19 protein-coding genes and 1 pseudogene are annotated in these 24,666 nt (G+C 66.0%); 7 read left to right on the top strand and 13 right to left on the bottom strand.

Going from position 1 to position 24,666, the window contains the following annotated elements; translation table 11 throughout:
- Positions 1-202 (bottom strand): annotated as a pseudogene (locus E3T25_RS00900) (Fe-S cluster assembly protein SufB); the annotation flags it as partial.
- Positions 203-511: 309 nt separating this feature from the next.
- On the opposite strand from E3T25_RS00900, the gene E3T25_RS00895 reads away from it, so the two are divergent.
- Complete coding sequence (locus E3T25_RS00895; protein WP_241977349.1) at positions 512-1,402, top strand: COX15/CtaA family protein; 891 nt, start codon at positions 512-514, stop codon at positions 1,400-1,402.
- Positions 1,403-1,478: 76 nt separating this feature from the next.
- Here the strand turns inward: E3T25_RS00895 and E3T25_RS00890 are convergent, their stop codons facing one another.
- Positions 1,479-2,399 (bottom strand): heme o synthase, encoded by a 921-nt coding sequence (locus tag E3T25_RS00890; RefSeq protein ID WP_241980497.1) that lies wholly within the window; start codon positions 2,397-2,399, stop codon positions 1,479-1,481.
- Positions 2,400-2,682: 283 nt separating this feature from the next.
- Between E3T25_RS00890 and tkt the strand changes: the two genes are divergently transcribed.
- From tkt to pgl, 6 genes are all read left to right on the top strand, one after another.
- Complete coding sequence (tkt, locus tag E3T25_RS00885) at positions 2,683-4,776, top strand: transketolase (RefSeq protein WP_134371581.1); 2,094 nt, start codon at positions 2,683-2,685, stop codon at positions 4,774-4,776.
- A gap of 59 nt (positions 4,777-4,835) precedes the next feature.
- The gene (gene tal, locus E3T25_RS00880; RefSeq protein WP_134371579.1) at positions 4,836-5,972 is read left to right on the top strand and encodes a transaldolase; all 1,137 of its coding nucleotides are present in this window, start codon (positions 4,836-4,838) and stop codon (positions 5,970-5,972) included.
- Positions 5,969-7,576: a glucose-6-phosphate isomerase gene (locus E3T25_RS00875; protein ID WP_104100560.1), complete on the top strand. Its 1,608-nt coding sequence runs from the start codon at positions 5,969-5,971 to the stop codon at positions 7,574-7,576. The genes tal and E3T25_RS00875 overlap by 4 nt, the downstream gene beginning before the upstream one ends.
- Positions 7,577-7,645: 69 nt before the next feature.
- Positions 7,646-9,187 carry a glucose-6-phosphate dehydrogenase gene (gene zwf / locus E3T25_RS00870; protein ID WP_134371577.1) on the top strand — a complete coding sequence of 514 codons (1,542 nt, stop codon included), beginning with the start codon at positions 7,646-7,648 and terminating at the stop codon, positions 9,185-9,187.
- The gene (locus E3T25_RS00865) at positions 9,184-10,152 is read left to right on the top strand and encodes a glucose-6-phosphate dehydrogenase assembly protein OpcA (RefSeq protein WP_104100558.1); all 969 of its coding nucleotides are present in this window, start codon (positions 9,184-9,186) and stop codon (positions 10,150-10,152) included. Before zwf ends, E3T25_RS00865 begins: the two co-directional genes overlap by 4 nt.
- Positions 10,149-10,919: a 6-phosphogluconolactonase gene (pgl, locus tag E3T25_RS00860; RefSeq protein ID WP_134371575.1), complete on the top strand. Its 771-nt coding sequence runs from the start codon at positions 10,149-10,151 to the stop codon at positions 10,917-10,919. The genes E3T25_RS00865 and pgl overlap by 4 nt, the downstream gene beginning before the upstream one ends.
- A 95-nt stretch (positions 10,920-11,014) precedes the next feature.
- Here pgl and E3T25_RS00855 read toward each other — a convergent pair whose 3' ends face one another.
- The 11 genes from E3T25_RS00855 to uvrB all read right to left on the bottom strand — a co-directional run bounded on the left by E3T25_RS00855 (position 11,015) and on the right by uvrB (position 24,666).
- Positions 11,015-11,383, bottom strand: a complete 369-nt coding sequence (locus E3T25_RS00855; RefSeq protein ID WP_134342442.1) for an RNA polymerase-binding protein RbpA — start codon at positions 11,381-11,383, stop codon at positions 11,015-11,017.
- A gap of 79 nt (positions 11,384-11,462) precedes the next feature.
- On the bottom strand, positions 11,463-11,714 hold the full coding sequence (gene secG / locus E3T25_RS00850) for a preprotein translocase subunit SecG (RefSeq protein WP_104100555.1): 252 nt from the start codon (positions 11,712-11,714) through the stop codon (positions 11,463-11,465).
- A gap of 162 nt (positions 11,715-11,876) precedes the next feature.
- Positions 11,877-12,677: a triose-phosphate isomerase gene (tpiA, locus tag E3T25_RS00845; RefSeq protein WP_134371573.1), complete on the bottom strand. Its 801-nt coding sequence runs from the start codon at positions 12,675-12,677 to the stop codon at positions 11,877-11,879.
- Positions 12,668-13,882, bottom strand: coding sequence for a phosphoglycerate kinase (locus tag E3T25_RS00840; RefSeq protein ID WP_134371571.1), 1,215 nt, complete (start codon positions 13,880-13,882; stop codon positions 12,668-12,670). Before E3T25_RS00840 ends, tpiA begins: the two co-directional genes overlap by 10 nt.
- Before the next feature lie 11 nt (positions 13,883-13,893).
- A complete protein-coding gene (gene gap / locus E3T25_RS00835; RefSeq protein ID WP_134371569.1) occupies positions 13,894-14,898 on the bottom strand; it encodes a type I glyceraldehyde-3-phosphate dehydrogenase in 1,005 nt (334 codons plus the stop codon).
- A gap of 83 nt (positions 14,899-14,981) precedes the next feature.
- Positions 14,982-15,608, bottom strand: a complete 627-nt coding sequence (locus E3T25_RS00830; RefSeq protein ID WP_104100551.1) for a superoxide dismutase — start codon at positions 15,606-15,608, stop codon at positions 14,982-14,984.
- A gap of 125 nt (positions 15,609-15,733) precedes the next feature.
- On the bottom strand, positions 15,734-16,714 hold the full coding sequence (gene whiA, locus E3T25_RS00825; RefSeq protein ID WP_104100550.1) for a DNA-binding protein WhiA: 981 nt from the start codon (positions 16,712-16,714) through the stop codon (positions 15,734-15,736).
- 98 nt (positions 16,715-16,812) lie between these two features.
- Positions 16,813-17,688, bottom strand: a complete 876-nt coding sequence (rapZ, locus tag E3T25_RS00820; RefSeq protein ID WP_104100549.1) for an RNase adapter RapZ — start codon at positions 17,686-17,688, stop codon at positions 16,813-16,815.
- Between the two features lie 62 nt (positions 17,689-17,750).
- Complete coding sequence (gene uvrC / locus E3T25_RS00815; RefSeq protein WP_134371567.1) at positions 17,751-19,619, bottom strand: excinuclease ABC subunit UvrC; 1,869 nt, start codon at positions 19,617-19,619, stop codon at positions 17,751-17,753.
- A gap of 17 nt (positions 19,620-19,636) precedes the next feature.
- Complete coding sequence (gene uvrA, locus E3T25_RS00810) at positions 19,637-22,504, bottom strand: excinuclease ABC subunit UvrA (protein ID WP_233191356.1); 2,868 nt, start codon at positions 22,502-22,504, stop codon at positions 19,637-19,639.
- A 98-nt stretch (positions 22,505-22,602) separates the two neighbouring features.
- On the bottom strand, positions 22,603-24,666 hold the full coding sequence (gene uvrB / locus E3T25_RS00805; protein WP_134371565.1) for an excinuclease ABC subunit UvrB: 2,064 nt from the start codon (positions 24,664-24,666) through the stop codon (positions 22,603-22,605).

Raw genomic sequence — 24,666 nt, 5'->3', positions numbered from 1 at the left:
GCTTGCGCTCAAACAACTCGAGGGCCTTGAGGCGACGCTGCAGCATCCACTCAGGCTCGCCCTTGAGATTGGAGATATCGGTCACCACCTCCGGCGAAATCCCGCGGCGAGCGGAGGCACCAGCAGCATCGGAGTCGGACCACCCGAACTCGTAGACACCGAGCCCCGCAAGTTCGGGGCGGTCAAGAAGGACGTCAGACATATTTACCTCTTCTGCCACCCCGGCAACCCGGATATTAGTCCGGTCGTTCCCAGAATGGCCTCCAGCGGAGACCCAGTCAGGGATCGGTTGTGTGGGCGGCTACGTTGCGTACCTAAGATGTTTAAGGACGACGCGCGCCGCGGTTGTGGCAACCGCAACGTTCCCGGCCATGAAACACTTAATTCTACAGGCTGGCGACGGGTTCAGCAGTGCGATCCGGCGTTTTCACATGTGGTCATCGAAGAGGGAGCAGAACCGGTGAATCGAATTACGGCGTGGTTGCCGACCAGGATTGACAGGCGTGTGCGTGTGATCGCGTGGATCTACCTCGCCGCCCAGATTCTGCTGGTCGGGACGGGAGGCCTGGTGCGCCTGACCAGCTCGGGCCTCGGTTGCCCCACCTGGCCCAAGTGCACCGCGGACTCAGTGGTCAACACGCCCGAGATGGGCATCCACGGCTACATCGAATTCGGCAATCGCCTGCTCGGAGTTGCCCTCGGCCTGGTCGCGATCGCGGCCTTCCTCGCCGTGGTGCGCCTCCGCAAGGAACGCCCCGACCTGTTCTGGGTCGCCCTGCTCGCGGGGTTGGGCATCCCCGCGCAGGCCGTTATCGGCGGCATCAGCGTTCTTGCCCAGCTGAACCCCTATGTGGTCGGCATCCACTTCGTGATCTCCGTGATCCTGGTCCTGCTGTGCACCGTCTTCGTGCACCGGGTCTACACCGGCCGGGTGCGGCGCACCCTCGCGGTTCCGGTCTGGTATCGGACGCTGGCGTATGCCACGAGCGCGGTCGTGTTCGTCACGATCCTCGTCGGCATTCTCACCACCGGCTCGGGCCCGCACGCCGGGGACGCGGATGCTCCCCGCACGGGCCTTGACCCCGAAATCCTGCAGCACGTGCACAGCTGGCCGGCCTACGTCACCGTTGCCCTCACCGTGGTTCTCCTCGTCGTGGCCTTCTCGCGCGCTCTGCCGACGCAGGGCTGGGCCCTTCTCCTTCTGCTCGTCGAGGCCATGCAGGTCGGCGTCGGCCTGATCCAGTCCAACACGGGGCTCCCTGCCGGGTTGGTCGGCATCCACATGGTGCTCTCCTGCGTGCTCGTGGCCATCCTGACCGCGCTCGTCCTGAACCTCAGCACACCGGTGGACGTGCGGGTGTCCCCCAGAGCGACCACCCCCGACCTGGTCGGTCGCCGGTAGCGACGTAAGTCCTCGTCGTTTAGTTGTGATCATCACGGCCCGAACGCCGTGCCCGGTGTCGAACGAGAGCTGCGGGCTAGAACGGGAGCAGCGGATCAACTCCGACGGCCAGGAACAACAGGGTGAGATAGGCGATCGAACCGTGGAAGAGGCGCATCGGCGACACCTCCACGTGACGGATCGCCAGGCCGTACAGCCGGTGCGTCTCGGAGATGAACCAGGCGCCGGTCACCAGGGCCACAAAAAGGTACAGCAGGCCCATGTCCGCGATCGGTACGAGCAGGAGCGAGCAGGCGACGGTCGCCCAGGCGTACAGGATGACCTGTAGGCCCACCTGGCTGCGGCCGCGCACGACGGCGAGCATCGGCACCCCGGCGGCCTGATAGTCGTCACGGTATTTCATGGAAAGCGGCCAGTAGTGCGGCGGCGTCCACAGGAAGATGATCAGGAACAGGACGAAGGGCGGCCATGACAGGTCGCCGGTCACGGCGGCCCAGCCGATGAGCACGGGCATGCAGCCCGCGATGCCGCCCCAGACGATGTTCTGGGCCGTGCGGCGTTTCAGGACCATCGTGTAGAAGACGACATAGAGCAGGATGGCGCCCAGCGACAGGGCCGCGGCGAGCCAGTTCGTGAAGGTCAGCAGCCAGAGAATCGATGCCAGACCGACCAGCCAGGCGAACACCAGGGCCTGCCGGTCGGTGAGTTCCCCCGTGACGAGCGGGCGATTCTGGGTACGCTTCATCAGCCGGTCGATGTCCCGGTCGATGTAGCAGTTGAACGCCCCGGCAGAGCCGGCGCTAAGCGAACCGCCGATCAGGGTTGCCACGACCAGCCACAGGCTCGGGATGCCCTGTTCGGCCAGGATCATCGTGGGAGCGGTAACCACCAGGAGCAGTTCCACGACCCGCGGCTTGGTCAGCGAGAGGTAGGCCCTTGCCGTGCGCCGGAGCGTGCGTGGGGCGCTCAGGATGTGGGTTTCGGCGGCTCCGGGCAAAGCTCCTCCAACGCTGGTGACAGTGACTGTGATTCTAGGCGAACTGTCGGAACCGAAACCGTCGACGGGCCGCCCGGGGTGCGTCACGAGACGACACATCACGGGTCCGAACCGGCGTTGCCTATACTGGGGGTGCTCGCCAATCTCGGTGCATGCATGCTGATCCACCGGAACCGGGCATCTGCTGCGACACCGTGATGACGCTGATGTCCTCGGGCGCGCACAATAGCGGGTGCGGGTTCTCAGCAACCTTCTCCCCTGTCTTCAGAAGGGTCAATACCAAGTGGCAGCACTGCAGTGGGATTCAATTGACAGCAAGGCGGTCGACACCGCGCGCCTCCTCGCGGCCGATGCCGTGGAGAAGGTCGGGAACGGGCATCCCGGTACCGCCATGAGCCTCGCTCCCGCGGCCTACCTCCTGTTCCAGAAGGTGATGCGGCGTGACCCGTCCGACAACGAGTGGATCGGTCGGGACCGTTTCATTCTCTCGGTCGGCCACAGCTCGCTCACCCAGTACGTGCAGTTGTACCTCGGTGGCTACGGACTCGAGCTCGAAGATCTGAAGGCTCTGCGCACCTGGGGTTCCAAGACGCCCGGGCACCCGGAGTACGGCCACACCGACGGGGTCGAGATCACGACCGGTCCTCTGGGCCAGGGTCTGGCCTCCGCCGTCGGCTTCGCCTACGCCTCCCGCTTCGAGCGCGGACTGTTCGACCCGGAGGCGTCGGTCGGCACGAGCCCGTTCGATCACTTCGTGTACGTGATCGTCGGCGACGGCGACCTGCAGGAAGGCATCACGAGCGAGGCCTCCTCCCTCGCCGGCCACCAGCAGCTCGGCAACCTGATCGCGATCTACGACAGCAACCAGATCTCCATCGAGGACGACACCAACATCGCATTCACCGAGGATGTCGCGGCCCGCTATTCGGCCTACGACTGGCACGTGCAGACAGTCGACTGGAAGCAGACCGGCGCCTACGTCGAGGACATCGCCGCACTCCACGACGCGATCGAGGCGGCCCAGGCAGTCACCGACAAGCCGTCGCTGATCATCCTGAAGACCATCATCGGCTGGCCCAGCCCGAAGAAGCAGAACACGGGCAAGATCCACGGCTCGGCGCTCGGCGCCGAGGAGCTGGCCGCCGTCAAAACGGTCCTCGGTTTCGACCCCGCGCAGGCCTTCGAGGTCGCCGACGAGGTCATCGCGCACACCCGACAGGCCGTGGACCGCGGGGCCGTCGCCCACTCCGCCTGGAACGTCGAGTTCGAGGCCTGGGCGACCGCCAACCCTGAGCGCAAGAACCTACTCGATCGGGTGCTCTCCGGCGACCTGCCCGACGGCGTCGAGGCGGCCCTGCCCGTCTTCCCCGCCGGCACGGAGGTATCGACCCGTGCCGCGTCCGGCAAGGTCCTCACCGCGCTCGGCAAGGTCATCCCCGAGCTGTGGGGTGGCTCCGCCGACCTCGCAGAATCGAACAACACCACCATCGGCGGTGCTGCCTCCTTCATTCCGAGCGAGCACTCCACCAATGAATGGACCGGCAACCCCTACGGCCGCGTGCTGCACTTCGGCATTCGCGAACACGCCATGGCCGCCATCCTGAACGGCATCGTGCTGCATGGGAACACCCGCCCCTTCGGCGGCACCTTCCTGATCTTCAGCGACTACATGCGACCGGCCATCCGCCTGGCCGCGCTGATGCAGGCCCCCTCGATCTTCGTCTGGACCCACGACTCCGTCGCCCTCGGCGAAGACGGCCCCACCCACCAGCCGATCGAGCAGCTCGCGACCCTGCGCGCCATCCCCGGACTCGATGTGGTGCGCCCCGGCGACGCCAACGAGGTGTCCTGGGCGTGGAAGACGATCCTCGAGCGCCGCCAGGGACCGGCCGGCATCGTGCTGACCCGCCAGAACATTCCCGTGTTCGAGCGCGGCGAGGGCGACGCCACCGGCGACGTGCTCGCATCCGCCCGAAACGTGGCCCGGGGCGCCTACGTGCTCGCTGAGGCTGCGGGCGGCACACCTGATGTGATCCTGATCGGCACCGGCTCCGAGGTGCAGCTGGCCCTGGCGGCCCGCGAGCAGCTCCAGGCCGAAGGCATCAGCGCGCGCGTCGTGTCGGCCCCCAGCCTCGAATGGTTCCGGGAGCAGAGCGCCGAGTACCGCGAGGCTGTCCTGCCCGCATCGATCACCGCCCGGGTATCCGTCGAGGCGGGCATAGCGTTGACCTGGGACAAGTACGTCGGCGACCGTGGCCGCAGCGTCTCGATCGAGCACTTCGGTGCGTCGGCCGATTACAAGACCCTGTTCCGTGAATTCGGCATCACGACGGATGCCGTCGTCGCCGCCGCCAAGGAATCTCTCGCCGCGCACTGAACCCGCTGCGCCGCGACACCACACACCTGAATACCCTGCATTCCAAGGAGATACGAAATATGACTGAGAACACTCCCCTAGCCGAGCTGTCATTGGCCGGCGTCAGCATTTGGCTGGACGACCTGTCCCGGGAACGCATCGCTTCCGGCGGCCTGGCGAACCTGATCGACACGAAGAACATCGTCGGCGTGACCACCAACCCGACGATCTTCGCCGGCGCCCTCAGCAAGGGCGAGGCGTACGCGGAGCAGGTGGCCGCTCTTGCCGCCGCCGGCACCAGCGTGCACGACGCCGTGTTCGAGATCACCACCGACGATGTGACCGCGGCCAGCGATATCTTCCGCCCGGTTTACGATCGCACCCGCGGCGTCGACGGGCGCGTGTCGATCGAGGTCGAGCCCGGGCTGGCCCACGACGCGGCCGGCACGGTCACGCAGGCCCAGGAACTGTGGGCGAAGGTCAATCGACCCAACGCCATGATTAAGATCCCCGCAACGGTGGAAGGTCTCGAGGCGATCACCGCGACGATCGCCCTCGGCATCAGCGTCAACGTCACCCTGATCTTCAGCCTCGAACGTCACCGCCAGGTCATCAACGCGTACCTGTCCGGCCTGGAGAAGGCCAAGGCGGCCGGCCTCGACCTCAGCGTGATCCACTCCGTTGCGTCGTTCTTCGTCTCGCGGGTCGACACCGAGATCAACACCCGCCTTGAGGTCATCGGGACGACAGCCGCGCTTGCGCTCAAGAGCAAGGCCGGCGTCGCGAACGCCCAGCTCGCCTATCAGGTCTACGAGGAAGCCTTCTCCACCGAACGCGCCCGCGGCCTGATCAGCGCCGGAGCCAACAAGCAACGCCCCCTCTGGGCCTCCACCGGCGTCAAGGACCCCAGCCTCCCCGACACCCTGTATGTGACCAACCTGGTCGCGCCCGAGGTCGTCAACACCATGCCGGAGAAGACCCTCGAGGCCACACTCGACCACGGCGTCATCCCCGCGAACTCCATCACCGGCGCGTACGACGAAGCCAACCTGGTTCTCGACGCACTCGCGAACGAGGGTGTCTCGTACAACGACGTCACCCAGGTACTCGAGGCCGAAGGCGTGGCCAAGTTCATCGTCTCGTGGAATGAACTCCTCGAGACCGTGACCGCTGCCCTCGAGACCGCCACGACGACCAAGAACGGGGCCGCACTGTGAGCTTCCACATCTCCGTGAGCGGCGCGGCGGCCGAGGCCGTTCGCACCACCGTCCCGACCCTGGTGGCCGACCTCGTCGCATCCGGGATCACCGCCCTTGACCCGGCCCTCTGGGGCCCCGAAGCCGAAGCCGAAGCCGCGAAGCGACTCGGCTGGACCGAGTCCGTTACGGATTCCCGTCCGCTGGTCGCGGAGATCCTTGCCCTGCGCGACTCCCTGCGGGCCGGCGGAGTCACCCGTATCGCCCTCACCGGCATGGGTGGCTCGTCGTTGGCCCCCGAGGTCATCACCCGCACCGCCGGCGTGAACCTCACCGTGCTCGACTCCACCGACCCCGGTCAGGTCCTCGCGGCCCTCGGCGAGAACCTGGCCGCCACCGCGCTCGTGGTGTCGTCGAAGTCCGGCTCCACGGTCGAGACCGACAGTCAGCGCCGTGTCTTCGAGCGCGCCTTCCGCGAGGCCGGCATCGACCCGGTCGAGCGCATCATCATCGTGACCGACCCTGGCTCCCCCCTCGACGCGGATGCCCGTTCCGTGGGCTACCGCGTCTTCAACGCGGACCCCACGGTCGGTGGACGTTTCTCGGTGTTGACTGCGTTCGGACTCGTTCCGTCCGGCCTTGCCGGCGTGGACATCGCCGAGCTGCTCGACGAGGCCGAGGCCGTTTCGCTTTCCCTTGCCGTGGACACCGCCGAGAACCCGGGGCTCATCCTGGGTGCGGCCATCGCCGCGACCACCCCGCGCCGCGACAAGCTGGCAATCGTCGAGGATGGCACCCACATCGTCGGTTTCGCCGACTGGGCCGAACAGCTGATCGCCGAATCCACCGGCAAACAGGGCATCGGCATCCTTCCCGTCGTGCTCGACCTGGATGCCCCCGAGCTGACCCTGGACCTGCCTGACCTGCAGGTTGTTCGCCTGGTCTCCGACGCCGGCCGCGACGTGTTCTCCGATAACGGCGGACACGACGAGATCCGGATCAGCGGCACCCTCGGCGCGCAGTTCCTCGTCTGGGAGTATGCCACCGCCGTCGCCGGCCGCTTGCTGGGCATCAACCCGTTCGACCAGCCGGATGTCGAGGCCGCCAAAAACGCGACCCGCGGTCTCCTCGACGCCCGTCCCGAACCGGTCCCCGCCGCGTTCATCACGGACGGAATCGAGATCCGCGGCACCGCGCACGTGATCGGCGCCGCCAGCGATCTGCCCTCCGCTATCGATGCCCTGATCGAGGAGCTGGGCACGGACGGCTACATCTCCGTGCAGGCCTACGTCAACCGGCTGGAACTGCCCCAGCTCGCCGAAATCCGTGATCTGCTGGCCGCACTGGCCAAGCGCCCGGTCACGTTCGGCTGGGGACCGCGGTTCCTGCACTCCACCGGCCAGCTGCACAAGGGCGGACCGGCCACCGGAGTGTTCCTGCAGATCCTCACCACCCCGGACGTCGACCTCGACATCCCGGAGCGCCCCTTCACGTTCGGGGAACTAATCCTGGCCCAAGCCAGCGGTGACGCCAGCGTGCTGGCGGACCACGGTCGCCCCGTACTGACGCTGACGCTGACCGACCCGGCCATGAACATCGCCACCCTGTTCGACGCACTGCGCTAACCCGTTCGGCGCCGGCCCGCGGGCCGGCGCCGAACAACGTGCTCGACCGCCACATCTCGAAGGAGCTGCATGTCCCCGGTGGAAATCACCCCGGAGTTCAATCCACTGCGTTCACCAAACGACTACCGTCTGAATCGCATCGCCGGGCCCAGCAGCTTGGTGATCTTCGGCGTCACCGGTGACCTGTCGCGGAAGAAACTCATGCCGGCCGTCTATGACCTCGCCAACCGCGGCCTGCTTCCGCCGGGTTTCGCGCTCGTCGGATTCGCACGCCGCGACTGGACCAACGAGGACTTCATGAAAGTCGTGCACGACTCGGTCAAGGAGTACGCGCGCACCGAGTTCAACGAGGACGTCTGGACTCAGCTGGCCGAGGGCATCCGTTTCGTGCCGGGGTCGTTCGACGACGCCGCGTCGTTCCAACTGCTCAAGGACACCATCGCGCAACTCGATCGGGAGCGCGGGACGATGGGCAACCATGCGTTCTACCTGTCGATCCCGCCGAAGGCATTCCCGCAGGTCACGGAGCAGCTGCGCCGCTCGGGCCTGGCCGATCAGACGGACGGGCAGTGGCGGCGGGTCGTGATCGAGAAGCCGTTCGGCAGTGACCTGCAGACCGCGCGCGAACTCAACGCCGTGGTCGAGTCGGTCTTCCCGCCCGACTCGGTCTTCCGCATCGACCATTACCTGGGCAAGGAGACGGTGCAAAACATTCTGGCCCTCCGCTTCGCGAACCAGTTGTACGAACCGATCTGGAACGCCAACTACGTCGACCACGTGCAGATCACCATGGCCGAGGACATCGGCGTGGGCGGTCGGGCCGGCTACTACGACGGCATCGGCGCAGCCCGGGACGTCATCCAGAACCACCTGCTGCAGCTTCTAGCGCTAACCGCCATGGAGGAACCAATCTCCTTCGACGCTGCCGACCTGCGCACGGAGAAAGAGAAGGTTCTCGCCTCCGTCCGGCTTCCCGACGACCTCGCCCGTGGCACGGCCCGCGGCCAGTATGCCGGCGGTTGGCAGGGCGGCGAGAAGGTCGTGGGGTTTCTGGACGAGGACGGGATGGACCCCGAATCCCTCACCGAAACGTATGCCGCGCTGCGGCTGACCATTGAGAACCGCCGGTGGTCAGGGGTGCCCTTCTACCTGCGTGCGGGCAAGCGTCTGGGCCGCCGGGTCACCGAGATCGCCGTGGTGTTCAAACGAGCTCCCCAGCACCTCTTCGGCAAGGGAAACTCCGCACCGTTGGGCGAGAACGCCCTGGTCATCCGGGTGCAGCCCGACGAAGGCGTCACCATCCGTTTCGGTTCCAAGGTGCCCGGTGCCGGCATGCAGGTGCGCGACGTGACGATGGACTTCGGCTACGGCCACGCCTTCACCGAGGCCAGCCCCGAGGCCTATGAGCGGCTCATCCTCGACGTGCTCCTGGGCGACCCGCCGCTCTTTCCCCGGCACGAGGAGGTCGAGCTGTCGTGGAAGATCCTCGACCCGATCGAGGAGTTCTGGGCGAAGCAGGGCCAGCCCGAGCAATACCGGCCGGGAACCTGGGGTCCGGTCTCGGCCGACGAACTGCTGTCCCGCGACGGCCGACATTGGAGACGCCCATGATCGTCGATCTGCCCAACACGACCACCTCCAAGATCTCCAAGGCCCTGGTGCGCATCCGCGAAGAAGGCGGCGCGGTGGCCCTCGGCCGCGTGCTTACGCTCATCATCGCGTCCACCATGGGCCGCGAGGAGGAGGCCATCGAGGCCGCGAACGACGCGTCCAGGGAACACCCTATGCGCGTGATCGTGCTGTCGACGATGGACCAGGATGACACGGCCTCCCCACTCGCCCCCCGCGTCGACGCGGAAATCCGTGTCGGCGGGGACGCGGGCGCCAGCGAGGTCATCGTGCTGCGCGCCTACGGTGAGGCCGCCAGCGACCCGGAAAGCCTAGTCACCGGTCTGCTCCTGCCCGACGCCCCCGTCGTGGCCTGGTGGCCCGGTGTGGCGCCCACTGTGCCAGCGGATTCGCCCCTCGGGCGCATCGCCCACCGGCGCATCACGGATGCTTCCGCGCAGCCCGACCCGCAGGCCGCGCTTCATCACCTCTGCGGTTCATACCGTCCCGGCGACACGGACTTCGCCTGGACCCGCCTCACCCTCTGGCGCGCCCAGCTGGCGGCGGTCCTCGACCAGCCGCCCTACCTGCCTGTGACCGCCGTGCAGGTCACCGGTGCCGCGGACTCGCCGTCCACGACACTCCTCGCCGCCTGGCTCGCTCTGCAGCTGCAGGTCTCGGTGGACTACGAGTTCACTACGGGGCCGCTGTCCCACGGCATCCGGAGTGTGCACCTGACGCGCTCCGCCGGGCTCATCTCGCTCGAACGAGAAGTGCCCGACATCGCCAGACTCACCCAGCCCGGCCAGCCCGTTCAGGACCTCACCCTCAAGCGGCGGAGCCTGCGGGACTGCCTCAGCGACGAGCTGCGCCGCCTCGACCCCGATGAGCTGTATGGTGAGGTCATCACGCGCGGCCTACCGCACCTTGACGATGTGGTCGCAGAACACAACGAAGGACGACCGTGACCAACGAACGACGCGTACTTGTGCACACCGATCGCGCGGCCCTGGCCGCCTCGGTGGCGGCCCGATTCATCACAACGACCGTGGACCTCCTGCACGAACAGGGAGAAGTCAACGTGGTCCTGGCCGGCGGCAGCGTCGCGATCGAGGTCTTGGAAGCTGTCAACGCCTCCGCGGCCCGCGACACCATCGACTGGGGCCTGGTCACGTTCTGGTGGGGTGACGAGCGCTGGGTGCCCAAGGAGCACCCCGACCGCAACGAGCGCCAGGCTCGCACCGCGCTACTCGACCACATCCAGATCCCGGAGGCGAACATCCACCCCTTCGCCGCCTCGGACGAAGGAGTCGACCTCGACACCGCAGTCGAGAGCTACGCCGCGTTGCTCGAGTCCGCCTCGATCGAGGGAACCGACCTGCCGCGCTTCGACATCACCTTCCTCGGCGTCGGGCCGGACGGCCACGTCGCCTCCCTATTCCCGCACCAGGCCGGCATCCGCGAACATAGCAAGAGCGTGCTCGCCGTGCGCAACTCTCCCAAGCCCCCGGCGGAGCGGCTCAGCCTCAGCCGACCGGCCCTGAACTCCTCACGGTGCGTGTGGATGGTGCTGGCCGGGCCGGACAAGGCATCGGCGCTCGGTCTCGCCCTAGCCGGCGCCAGCCGCGACGAAGTGCCCGTGGCGGGCATCAAGGGCCGCCGGTACACGAACTTCTTCGTCGACCGGGAGGCCGCTGCGGAGGTCCCCGAGAACCTCACCGCGTCGACGTTCTAGAACAGTCACCCGCTCGGGCAGACCCGCACACCGAGAAAGGCCCCGACCGGAGTCGGGGCCTTTCTCAGTGAACGACAGGCGTGCGCGTCCAAACGTCAGTTCGTCGCGGACAGCTTGCCCCGGCGCACGCGCAACTGCTCCAACGCTTCTTCGAGGAGCGATTCTGCCTCTTCCTCGGTGCGGCGTTCCTTCACGTAGGCAAGGTGCGTCTTGTACGGTTCAAGCTTGACCACCGACGGCGGGTTCTCTTTGTCCCGCCCGGCCGGGAGCCCCGACGACGGGCAGTCGATGGTCACCGGAATCTCGTCATCGGGGAGGTTTGCCGCGAAGTAACGCACGGTCTCGTTGCCGAGGGCGTCCCAGTAGGACACCTTGATGCGGTCCGCGTGAAAACCGCGGTCCTGCTCGCCCATGGGGCCGGCACCGACCCGGGATCCTCTGATTGCGCTGCCACCAGATGCCATTATGTTCCTCCGCTTGAAAAGGGCGTTGTAGCCGATTGACCGGTTGAGCTAGAGCTCGTCGAAACTGTGAAACGGGAGGCTAAAGCCCCGTGTCGAACTTGGTGAGGAGTCCCAGGATTACGATGCAGGTAATCCAGAGCAACCCCAGGATGACGGTGATGCGGTTGAGGTTGCGTTCCGCCACACCGGACGCACCGAGGTTGGAAGTGACACCTCCGCCGAACATGTCGGACAGACCGCCACCACGCCCCTTGTGAAGCAAAATGAGCATGGTCAACAGGAGACTCGTAATTCCGAGCAACACCTGCAGCACAACCTGGAGAATCTCCACGCAAAAACCTTTCACAGTGCGATGGGCCCAAAAAGCCCATCAAGATCAGTGATAATCATAGCCTGACTCACGAACCAGCCCACCGACCCCCTGTTGGGGGCCGATGGGCTGCTTCGAGGCCTGCTGCCGAGTTGAGACAGCAGATGTGGTGCAGTTGTCTTGTTACAGACCGACCTGCTGCTGGAACCGGACGATGCTCGAGAATTCGTCGATATCCAGGCTGGCGCCGCCCACCAGGGCGCCGTCCACGTTCGGCTCACGCATGAAGCCCGCGATATTCGAACCCTTCACGGAACCGCCGTACAGGATACGGGTCTTGTCGGCCACATCCTGGCCCAGCGTCTCCGTGAGCACGAGACGCAGTTGCGCCGCCACCTGCTCGGCCTGCTCCGGCGTTGCCGCCTTGCCGGAACCGATCGCCCAGACGGGCTCGTAGGCGACGACGAAGTCGGCCGCGTTGGTCACGCCGGCCAGGGCCGCGCGCAACTGGGCGACCGGTACGGCGCTCGGGCCGTGCAATTCCAGGTCCGCGGCAGACTCGCCGACGCAGATGATCGGAACCAGGTTGTGCTTGAGCGCTGCCGTGACCTTCGCCGAGACGATCTCGTCAGTCTCGGCGTGCAGTGTGCGGCGCTCGGAGTGACCGATCAACACATACTTGCACTCGAGCTGCGCGAGGAACGCGCCGGAGATTTCACCGGTGAACGCGCCCGAATCCTGGGCCGACACGTCCTGGCCGCCGAAGACGATCGGGAGCTTGTCAGCGGAGACGAGCGTCTGCACGGAGCGGAGGTCGGTAAACGGTGGGAACACCGCGACCTCGACCGCTGCGACATCGTGCTTCGCATCCTTGAGATTCCAGGCGAGTTTCTGGACGAACGCGATGGCCTGGAGGTGGTCCAGGTTCATCTTCCAGTTTCCGGCAATCAGCGGAGTGCGTCGTGGGTGTTCGTTTACTGCCATCCGAGGACCTCCAGTCCTGGCAGGCGCTTACCCTCGAGGAACTCGAGGCTCGCGCCGCCGCCGGTAGAAATGTGACCGAACTGGTCATCGGTGAAACCGAGGATGCGCACGGCCGCGGCCGAATCTCCACCACCGACGACACTCAGGCCGTCGACCTCGGTCAGCGCGCCGGCCACCGCACGGGTGCCCTCCGCGAACGGCGCCAACTCGAACACGCCCATCGGGCCGTTCCAGAAGACCGTCTTCGACGACCGGATGATGTCGGCGAACGCCGCACCGGTCTCCGGTCCGATGTCCAGACCGAGACCGGAGGCACCGAACGTGGTGCTCTCGATCGCGTCGGCCGGGGTGACCCCCACTTCGGCGTCTGCCCCAAACTTGGAGGCAACGACGATATCCGTCGGCAGCACGATCCGCACGCCCAGTCGCTCCGCTTCCTGAAGGTAACCGCGAACGGTTTCGATCTGGTCGGCCTCCAGCAGGCTTGCGCCCACCTTGTGGCCCTGAGCGGCGAGGAACGTGTACGCCATGCCGCCGCCGATGAGCAGCGAGTTGACGCGGGGCAGCAGGTGCCCGATGACGCCGAGCTTGTCGGACACCTTCGAGCCGCCCAGCACGACCGCGTACGGCGCTTCGGGCTTCTCGGTGAGGCGGTCCAGGACTTCGAGCTCAGCGGCGATCAGGAGGCCGGCCGCGCTGGGAAGGATCCCGGCGAGGTCGTACACACTGGCCTGCTTGCGGTGCACGACGCCAAAGCCATCCGAGACGAGCACATCGCCCAGAGCGGAAAGCTCCGTGGCGAAGGCGCCGCGCTCGGCGTCGTCCTTGGCGGTCTCCCCCGCGTTGAAGCGGAGGTTCTCGAGAACAACCACGTCACCGTCGGTGAGGGCGGCAACGGCAGCCTGAGCCGACGCCCCGACCGTGTCCGTGGCGAATGCCACGTCCGCGCCCAGGAGCTCGCCGAGACGGTCGGCAACGGGAGCCAGGCTGTACTTGGCTTCCGGTGCGCCCTTCGGGCGACCGAGGTGCGACACGATCACAACTCGCGCGCCCTGCTCGATGAGGGCCTTGATGGTGGGCAAGGATGCCCGGACACGCCCATCGTCGGTGATCTGACCGTCTTGCAACGGCACATTCAGGTCACAACGGACGATGACGCGCTTTCCGCCGAGCTGCCCCAGTGAATCAATAGTACGCAGCGTCACTGCGGACTCCGTTAGAGGCTCTTGGCGACGAGCGCAGTGAGGTCAACCATGCGGTTGGAGTAGCCCCATTCGTTGTCGTACCATGCGGACAGTTTGACCTGGTCGCCGATGACGCGAAGCAGGCCGGCATCGAAGATCGAGGAGTGCGGGTCGGTGACGATGTCACTGGAGACGATCTCGTCTTCCGTGTACATGAGGATGCCCTTGAGGGGACCCTCGGCGGCAGCCTTGTACGCGGCCTTGATGGCCTCGACGGTGACGGGACGCTCGGCAACGACGGTGAGGTCGGTGATGGAGCCGGTGGGAACCGGAACGCGCAGCGCGAAGCCGTCAAGCTTGCCCTTGAGCTCCGGCAGAACCAGGCCGAGGGCCTTGGCGGCACCGGTCGTGGTCGGAATGATGTTCAGAGCGGCCGCGCGGGCACGACGCAGGTCAGAGTGCGGGCCGTCCTGCAGGTTCTGGTCGGCCGTGTACGCGTGGATCGTGGTCATCAGGCCGTGCTTGATGCCGAAGTTGTCGTTGAACACCTTCGCGAGGGGCGCGAGGCAGTTCGTGGTGCACGACGCGTTGGAGATGATGTCGAACTTGGCCGGGTCGTAGTCTGCCTCATTGACGCCCATGACGATGGTTGCCGCCTCGCCGGAGGCAGGAGCGGAAACGATGACCTTCTTGGCACCGGCGGTGATGTGCTTGCGCGCATCCTCAGCCTTGGTAAAGCGTCCGGTGGATTCGATCACAATGTCGACGCCCAGGGCTGCCCAGGGCAGGTTGGCGGGGTCGCGCTCGGCAAGAACCTTAATCGGCTTGCCGTTGACGAGGATGGTGTCTCCATCGACCTCGACGGTGGCGGGAAGGCGACCGGTGATGGAGTCATATTTAAGAAGGTGAGCCAGCGTCTTCGCCTCGGTGAGGTCGTTCACGGCGACGATCTCGATGTCGCTGCCCTGGGCCAGGGCGGCGCGAAGATAATTACGGCCAATGCGGCCAAATCCGTTAATACCAATCTTTACAGACACGAATGTCTCCTATTCTCGTGCGCCGAGGCGCGTTGTGGTGGGTGAATCGGACGGGCTGCGGGCCCCCGTGGGGGCCCCTCCTCTCAGGAAAGGAGCAGCAGTCCGGTGGTCTTTTCGCGTGCGATGGTGAAGCGTTCCTGGACGTTGGCCCAGTTGACGATGTTCCAGAACGCCTTCACATAGTCCGCACGAACGTTGCGGTAGTCGAGGTAGTACGCGTGCTCCCAGACGTCGAGCATCAGCACCGGAATCGTGCCGGCCGCAAAGTTGGCCTGCTGGTCGAAGAACTGCTGAATGATCAGGCGCTGGCCGATCGAGTCCCAGGCGAGAACCGCCCAGCCGGAGCCTTGTACGCCAAGGGCCACGGCCGCGAAGTGGGCCTGGAACTTGTCGAAGGAACCGAAGTTGTCCTCGATTGCGCTAGCCAGGTCACCAGTGGGCTTGTCTCCGCCATCGGGCGACAGGTTGGTCCAGAAGATCGAGTGGTTGACGTGGCCGCCCAAGTTGAACGCGAGGTCCTTCTCGAGCTTGTTCACAAAGGTGAGGTTGCCGCTGTCGCGAGCCTCGGCCAGCTGGGCCAGGGCTGTGTTGGCCCCGGTGACGTAGGCCTGGTGGTGCTTTCCGTGATGGAGTTCCATGATGGTGCCGCTGATACTCGGCGCAAGAGCCGAGTAGTCGTAGGCCAGAGCCGGAAGTGTGTATTCAGCCAAGGTGCATCTCCTCTGTAGTTGTCGGCGCGAAACGCTCCGCCACCCGTTCGTGAGCAACCATTCCAGTCTACTCAGGATGCGCTGTGGCTGTGACGAACGTGGATGAACGCTGAACGCCGGGCAGGTCAGACGTCATCGAGGTCGGCCGGGAGGTTCGCGTCCGTGCCCGGGATGCCCAGGTCGGCGGCCTTCTTGTCGGCCATGGCCAGCAGGCGACGGATGCGGCCGGCGACGGCATCCTTCGTCATGGGCGGGTCCGCGTGGTGACCGAGCTCGTCGAGGCTGGAGTCGCGGAAGGAGAGGCGCAGCTCGCCCGCATACCGGAGGTGCTCCGGGATCTCCTCGTCAAGGATTTCCATGGCGCGCTGCACGCGCGCGCACGCGGCCACCGCGGCCTGAGCGGAGCGGCGCAGGTTCGCGTCGTCGAAGTTGACCAGTCGGTTCGCAGTCGCGCGCACTTCCCGACGCTGGCGGAGGGCCTCCCAGTTGAGCACGGTCTCCTGCGCCCCCATCTGCACGAGCATGGCGCCGATGGCGTCGCCGTCGCGGATGACGACCCGGTGCACGCCCCGAACCTCACGCGCCTTGGCGACGACTCCGAGGCGGCCGGCGGCTCCCACGAGGGCCATGGCAGATTCGTTCCCGGGGCAGGTGACCTCCAGCGCCGCCGAACGACCCGGGTCGGTCAACGAGCCGTGGGCGAGGAAGGCTCCACGCCAGACAGCGGCGATCTCTTCCTTCGAGCCCGTGGTGAGCCGGTTCGGCAGACCGCGAATCGGGCGCCGTCTCGCGTCGAGCAGCCCGGTCTGGCGCGCGAGGGTTTCGCCGCCGTCAAGCACTCGCACCAGGTAGTGGCTGGCGCGCCTCAGGCCGGCGGCGGGGATCACGGTCACGTCGCTGCGCACGCCGTAGAGCTCGGCGAGATCTTTGCGCACCCTCCTGGCGAGGAGAGGGGTGTCGAGCTCTGACTCGATGGCGATCCGGCCGGAAATCATGTGCAGTCCGCCGGAGAAGCGGAGAATGGTGGCCAGTTCCGCTGCACGCACCGTGGTCTTTGAAATTTCGACGCGAGCAAGCTCGTCTTTGACGTCGGCGGTGAGTGCCAATCGCTTGTCCATTCTGTCGTCCTGGCCTGATGTGGGGCCGAGTTGTAGTCGTTCTGGCCGGAGTGGGCGTCTGCTGGATGCAGTCGCCCGTGACCGGGTTATTCCCGTCCGAGGTCGCGGTTCTTGACGCTGACCGCGACACCGGGGAAGTCCTTGACCAGGGCCGCGATTTCCGCGGCCATGGCGACCGATCGGTGCTTGCCGCCCGTGCACCCGACCGCGATGGTCGCGTGGCGTTTGTTCTCCCGCTGGTACCCCGCGAGGACCGGTTCCAGGGCCGCCGCGTAGTGCGAGATGAACTCCCGCGCCCCGGTCTGGGCGAGAACAAAATCCCGCACCTCGGAGTCTTGGCCGTTGTGGCTGCGCAGTTCGGGAACCCAGAACGGGTTGGGAAGGAAACGCACGTCGGCGACCATGTCGACGTCGGTGGGAAGGCCGTACTTGAAGCCGAAACTCATCAGCGTGACGTGCACCCCGGCGGCGTCCTCGGCGGCGAAGCGGTCCGAGATCGACGTGGCCAGCTGGTGGATGTTGAGATCGGAGGTGTCGATGACGAGGTCGCAGGACTCGCGCACGGCGCTGAGCTTGACGCGCTCGGCCGCGATGCCGTCAAGGATCGTGCCGTCGCCCTGCAGCGGATGCGGTCGTCGCACGGATTCGAACCGTCGCACGAGCACGTCGTCGCGGGCTTCGAGGAAAATGACCCGTACCTGGGACGTCTTGCGCAGCGAGTGCAGGATCTCCTGGAAATCGGTGAAGAAGTCTCGGCCGCGGATATCGACCACGGCAGCGATCTTCGGCAGGCTGGTGCCGGCCCGGCCGACCAGTTCGGCCAGCGGGCGCAGCATCTGCGGCGGAAGGTTGTCGACGACGTACCAGCCCAGGTCTTCCAGCGCGTTGGCCACGGTGGAGCGGCCTGCGCCGGACATCCCCGTCACGATAAGCATTTCCTGCCTGTCGTTCTCCGTTGTCATTCTGGACTGCGCCTTCGATCGGGTGGAACCTAAGTGTCCAGCCTACCGATCAGCCGGACCGTTCAGGCGCGCAAGTGGCGATGAATCGCCTCGGCCAGCACCGGACCGATGCCGCGAACGTCGGCAATCGCCTCCGCCGGCGCCTCCTTGAGCCGGGTGACGGAGCCGAAATGCTGCAGGAGCACCTTGACTCTGGCCGGGCCGAGACCGGGGACCTCGTTCAGCACCGACGTGATGTCCCGCTTCCTTCTCGAGCGCTGGTGCATGATCGCGAACCGGTGAGCCTCGTCGCGGATGCGCTGGATCAGGAACAGGGCGTCACTGTTGCGCGGCAGGATCACCGGGTAGTCGGAGTCCGGCAACCAGATTTCCTCGAGCCGCTTCGCGATTCCGCACAGCTGGATACCGGTGACGCCGGATTCGCGCAGCGCCCGCGCCGCCGCGGCCACCTGAGGCTGGCCGCCGTCGACGATGAGCAGGTTCGGCTGGTACCGGAACTTCTTGCGCGTCACCGTGGCATCGGCCTCGCTCTCCGGCGCCGCTTCCTCGTCGGGGATCAGGTAGGCCAGGCGGCGGGTAAGCGTGCGGTAGATGGAGTCCGTGTCATCCGTGGACTCGGGAATGCTGAACCGGCGGTACTCGTCGGTTCGCGGCAACCCGTCTTCGAACACCACCATGGAGGCGACGATGTTGGTGCCGCTCAGGTGCGAGACGTCGTAGCATTCCATCCTGAGCGGCGCGGAGGGCATCTCCAACGCCTCCTGGATGTCTTCGAGGGCCTTGGACCGGGCGACGAAGTCGGAGCTCCGCCGGGTCTTGTAGAGCATCAAGGCATGCTTGGCGTTCTGGGTCGCCGTGGCGAGCAGGGCGGCCTTCTCGCCCCGCTGGGCAGCGACAAGCCGGACCTTGCGTTTGCCGACGCCGGCCAGCCAGGTTTCCAGCGCCGCGGCGTCGTAGGGCAACTCCGGCACAACGATCTCCCGCGGAGGCACGGCTCCGGAGCCGTAGGCCGTCAGCATGATCGAGTCGATCAGGTCGCTCGTCGTGAGGTCCAGTTCCTTGTCGACCATCCAGCCGCGCACACCGCGGATGCGGCCGCCCCGCACGATGAACAACTGCACCGCCGCGGCGAGTTCATCCTGGTCGATGGCGAACAGGTCGATGTCGACGCTGTCGCGGAGCACGACGGCGCTCTTCTCCAGAACGGCGTTCAGCGCCCGCACCTGGTCGCGCCGTTTGGCGGCGACCTCGTAGTTCTGGCCCACCGCGGCATCCTTCATCTCCGCGGTCAGCTGGTTGATCAGCTTGCGATCCTGGCTGCCCATGAAGCTGACGAACTCATTTACGATCACCCGGTGCTCCTCGATGGAGACCAGGCCGGAGCAGGGGCCGAAGCACCGCCCGATCTGCCCGCCGAAGCAGGGCTTGCCGGACTGAATGGCCCGTTTGTAGTTGGCGTTGTTGCAGGTGCGGATGGGGAAGGCTTTGAGCATCAGCTCGATTGTCTCGTGCACGGCCCAGACCTTCGGGTACGGTCCGAAATACCGGGCGCCGCGGATGCCGGTGGTGCGGGTGACGAGAGCCCGCGGCGCCTCGTCGGCGAGGGTCACCGCGAGGTACGGGTAGGACTTGTCGTCCTTGAACCGCACGTTGAAGGGCGGGTCGAACTCGTTGATCCAGGTCCACTCCAGCTGGAGGGCCTCGACCTCGGTGCCGACGACCGTCCACTCAACCGAGCTGGCCGTGGTGACCATGCGCCGGGTGCGCTCATGCAGGCTGCTCAGCGGGGCGAAGTAGTTCGCGAGCCGCGCCCGCAGGTTCTTGGCCTTGCCGACATAGAGTACCCGCCCGGTTTCGTCACGAAATCGGTACACCCCGGGACTCGTGGGGATCTCGCCCGTCTTGGGGCGATAGCTCAGCGCATCGGACATGATGGTTCCTGAGGCGGTCAGTGTGCCGCCAGGATCTCCTTCAGGAACACGCCCGTGTGGCTCTTCTTCACGGTGGCGACGTGCTCCGGGGTTCCGGTGGCAAGCACGCGGCCCCCGCCGGAGCCGCCCTCGGGACCAAGGTCGATCACCCAGTCGGCGGATTTTATCACGTCGAGGTTGTGCTCGATCACGATTACGGTGTTGCCCTTGTCGACCAGGCTGTTCAGCACAAGCAGCAGTTTGCGCACGTCTTCGAAGTGCAGGCCGGTCGTGGGCTCGTCGAGCACGTACACGCTGCGGCCATTGGACCGGCGCTGCAGCTCGGTGGCCAGCTTGACGCGCTGGGCCTCGCCGCCGGACAGCGTCGTGGCGCTCTGGCCGAGGCGCACGTAGCCGAGGCCGACCTCGACGAGGGTGTTCAGGAACCGGTGGATGGACGAGATCGCCTCGAAGAAATCGGCGGCCTCGCTGATCGGCATGTCCAGCACCTCGGCGATGCTTTTGCCCTTGTAGTGCACGGTGAGGGTGTCGCGGTTGTAGCGCGCTCCCCCGCAGACCTCGCAGGCAACGTAGACGTCGGGCAAGAAGTTCATCTCGATTTTGATCGTGCCGTCGCCGGAGCAGGCTTCGCAGCGGCCGCCCTTGACGTTGAAGCTGAACCGGCCGGGCAGGTAGCCGCGCGCCTTAGCCTCGATCGTCTCGGAGAAGAGGGTGCGGATCTTGTCGAAGACGCCGGTGTAGGTGGCAGGGTTGGAGCGCGGCGTGCGCCCGATCGGGGCTTGGTCGACGTGGATGACCTTATCGAGCTGCTCGAGCCCGGTGACGCGAGTGTGCCGGCCGGGGAGTTTGCGGGCGCCGTTGAGCCGGTTGGCCAGTACCCGGTACAGGATGTCGTTGACGAGAGACGACTTGCCCGATCCGCTGACGCCGGTCACGGCCGTGAACGTGCCGAGCGGGAAGCTGACCGACACCTTCTTGAGATTGTTGGCCTCCGCGCCGATAACCGAGATTTCGCGCGCCGGGTCGATCTCGCGCCGGGTGGCCGGGGTCGGGATGGATCTGCGGCCGGCAAGGTAGTCCCCGGTCAGCGACTCCGTGTTGGTGAGCAGGTCGGCGTAGGAACCGGAATGCACGACATGGCCGCCGTTGACGCCGGCGCCCGGGCCGATGTCCACGACCCAGTCGGCCGTCTTGATGGTGTCTTCGTCGTGCTCAACCACGATCAGGGTGTTCCCGAGGTCGCGCAGGGTAACCAGGGTCTCGATCAGCCGTCGGTTGTCGCGCTGGTGCAGGCCGATGCTCGGTTCGTCGAGCACGTACAGCACCCCGGTCAGGCCGGACCCGATCTGGGTGGCCAGACGGATGCGCTGCGCCTCGCCGCCGGACAGGGTCGCCGCGGCCCGGGCCAGATTGAGGTAGTTCAGGCCAACGCGGATCAGGAAGTCCAGGCGCGCCTTGATCTCTCGCAGCACCTGCGCGGCGATGACGGCCTCCCGGTCGGTCAGCTCGAGCTTGTTCATGAAATCGCGGGCGTCGGTGAGACTGAGGTTGCAGACATCAGCGATGCTGGCCCCGTGCACGAGCACGGCGAGGACCTCGGGCTTGAGCCGGGTTCCGGAGCAGACGGGGCAGTCGACTTCGCGCAGGTATTCTCCCCAGCGGGCGCGCTGGGTGTCGGACTCCGCCTGCAGGTACTGACGTTCAATGTAGGGCACGACGCCCTCGAAGCCGGAGGTGTAGCTCATCTCCCGGCCGTAGCGGTTCTTCCACTTCACCTTGACCTCGAAGTTGTCGCCGCGCAGAACGGCGTCCTGCACCTCGGCGGGCAGTTCGCCCCACGGGGTGTCGAGGGAGAAGTCCAGGTCACGGGCGAGCCCGTCGAGGAGCTTCTCGTAGTACTGGAACAGTCCCTTGCCCTGCGTGGTCCAGGGCAGCACGACGCCGTCCGCGATGCTGAGCTCGGGGTCGCCGAGAAGCAGGTCTGCGTCGACCGACATGCGCGTGCCGAGCCCGGAGCACTCAGGGCAGGAGCCGAAGGGCGCGTTGAAGGAGAATGTGCGCGGCTCGATCTCGGTGAGCTGCACGGGGTGGTTGTTGGGACAGGAGAGCTTCTCCGAGTAGCTTTGCCAGGCCTCGTCGCCCTCCCGGTCGACGTAGTTGATCTGCACGATGCCATCGGTCAGCTTGAGCGCCGTCTCAAGGGAGTCCGTGAGCCGGCTCAGCAGGTCGGGGCCGGCGACCAGACGGTCGATGACCACGAAGATGTCGTGTTTGAGTTGCTTCTTCAGAACGGGCGGCTCGTTGAGCTGGATCGGGGTGCCGTCGACGATGGCGCGGGAATAACCGCCCGCTGCCAGTTCCTTGAACAGGTCGACGAACTCGCCCTTTTTTTGGGATACGACCGGGCTGAGCACCTGGTAACGGACGCCCTCATCGAGTCCCATCAGCTGGTCGGCGATCTGCTGCACGGTCTGTGCCTGGATGACCTCGCCGCAGACGGCGCAGTGCGGCACACCGATGCGCGCCCAGAGCAGCCGCATGTAGTCGTAGACCTCGGTGATGGTGCCCACGGTCGACCGAGGGTTGCGGTTGGTCGATCTCTGGTCGATGGAGACGGCAGGGCTCAGGCCCTCGATGAAGTCGACGTCGGGTCGGTCGACCTGGCCCAGGAACTGCCTGGCGTACGCGGACAGCGATTCGACGTAGCGCCGCTGGCCCTCCGCGAAGATGGTGTCGAACGCGAGCGAAGACTTGCCCGAGCCGGACAGCCCCGTGAAGACGACGAGCGAATCGCGCGGAATCTCGAGGTCCACGTTGTGCAGGTTGTGCACACGGGCGCCACGAACGTTGAGTTTTGATCCGGTCTCTACCTTGGAAATTGACACCATTCGATTCTATGCAGCGTCACGCGTCCAACCCTGCGAATCAGCACGCCCTGAGCGAACAAATGTTCGAAGTCTACCCAGCCAGTCCAATCATCCGATCAGATGTGGCCGGCCTTCTCCATCTGGCGCAGCTCACGCTTCAGCTCGGATACCTCGTCGCGGAGCCGGGCCGCGAGCTCGAACTTGAGCTCCCCCGCCGCCTCGAGCATCTGGCCGTTCAGGTCGGCGATAATCGACTCAAGGTCGTTCGCGCCGTTCGCGGCCAGTCCCTGCCGGCGCGGTGTCGCCGCGACGCCCTTGCGGCGGGTGTCGCGGCCGGCCAAAAGCTCGGCGGTGTCCGCCTCTTCCCGAGCGAGAACCTCAGTGATGTCAGCGATCCGTTTGCGCAGCGGGGTGGGATCGATGCCGTGAAGGGTGTTGTAGGCCACCTGCTTCTCGCGGCGGCGGTCGGTCTCGTCGATCGCGCGCTCCATCGAGGCTGTGAGCCGGTCGGCGTACATATGCACCTCGCCGGAGACGTTGCGGGCCGCGCGGCCGATGGTCTGGATCAGCGAGGTCGCCGAACGGAGGAAGCCCTCCTTGTCGGCGTCGAGGATGGCGACAAGCGACACCTCGGGCAGGTCGAGCCCCTCGCGGAGCAGGTTGATGCCCACGAGGACGTCGTAGACGCCGGCCCGCAGCTCAGTGAGGAGTTCGACGCGACGGAGCGTGTCGACATCCGAGTGCAGGTACCGCACCCGCACGCCGGCCTCGGTGAGGAAGTCAGTGAGTTCCTCGGACATCTTCTTGGTGAGCGTGGTGACCAAGACGCGTTCGTTGCGGTCAGCGCGCTTGTGGATTTCCTCGAGAAGGTCGTCGATCTGGCCCTTACTGGGCTTGACGATGATCTGCGGGTCGATCAGCCCGGTGGGACGGATGATCTGTTCAACGATGCCGTCGGCGATGCCCAACTCGTACTTGCCGGGGGTGGCGGAGAGGTAGACGGTCTGGCCGACGCGCCCCTTGAACTCCCCGAATTTGAGCGGTCGGTTGTCGAGGGCGCTCGGGAGCCGGAACCCGTGATCGACGAGTGTGCGCTTGCGCGAGGAGTCGCCCTCGTACATGGCGCCGATCTGCGGCACCGTGACGTGGGACTCGTCGATGACCATCAGGAAGTCGTCAGGAAAATAGTCGAGCAGGCAATGCGGCGCCTCCCCCGGTTGCCGCTGGTCGATGTGCCGGGAATAGTTCTCGATGCCGGAGCAGAAACCGATCTGCTCCATCATCTCCAGGTCAAACTGCGTGCGCATGCGCAGGCGCTGGGCCTCGAGCAGTTTGCCCCCGCGCTCCAGCTGTTCAAGCCGTTCGGCGAGCTCCTCCTGAATGGTGCCGATGGCGCGCTCCATCACGTCCGTGCTGGCCACGTAGTGCGAGCCGGGGAAGACGGCAACGGAGTCGAGCTTCCTCACGATGTCGCCGGTGAGCGGATGCAGGCTGTAGAGCGCCTCGATCTCGTCGCCGAACATCTCGATGCGGATGGCGAGTTCTTCGTACATCGGGATGATCTCGATGGTGTCGCCGCGCACCCGAAAGTGGCCGCGGGAGAAGTCGATGTCGTTGCGCTGGTACTGCATGGCAACGAACTTGCGGATCAGCCAGTCCCGGTTGACCTGTTGACCGACCTGGAGAGCGACCATGGCCTCGAGGTAGCCTTCGGGCGTGCCGAGGCCGTAAATGCAGGAGACCGTGGAGACCACGATGACGTCGCGCCGGCTGAGCAGGGAGTTCGTGGTGGAGTGCCGTAGGCGCTCGACCTCCGCGTTGATCGAGGAGTCCTTCTCGATAAAGGTGTCGGTCTGGGGCACATAGGCCTCGGGCTGGTAGTAGTCGTAATACGACACGAAATACTCGACGGCATTGTTGGGCATCAGCTCACGGAATTCGTTCACGAGCTGCGCGGCGAGGGTCTTGTTATGGGCGAGCACCAGGGTCGGCCGCTGCACCTGTTCGATCAGCCAGGCCGTGGTCGCCGATTTGCCCGTTCCGGTGGCGCCGAGCAGCACGATGTCGGTCTCTCCGGCGTTGATGCGGCCGGCCAGCTCGGCGATCGCTGTGGGCTGGTCGCCGCTCGGCGTGTACTCGCTCACCACCTCGAACGGATTAACAGAGCGCGTGGGTTCCAT

Source organism: Cryobacterium sandaracinum (assembly GCF_004403415.1).
Classification (GTDB): domain Bacteria; phylum Actinomycetota; class Actinomycetes; order Actinomycetales; family Microbacteriaceae; genus Cryobacterium; species Cryobacterium sandaracinum.
The sequence above is the reverse complement of the archived record's forward strand: the minus strand, read 5'-3'. Positions and strand labels throughout refer to the sequence as shown.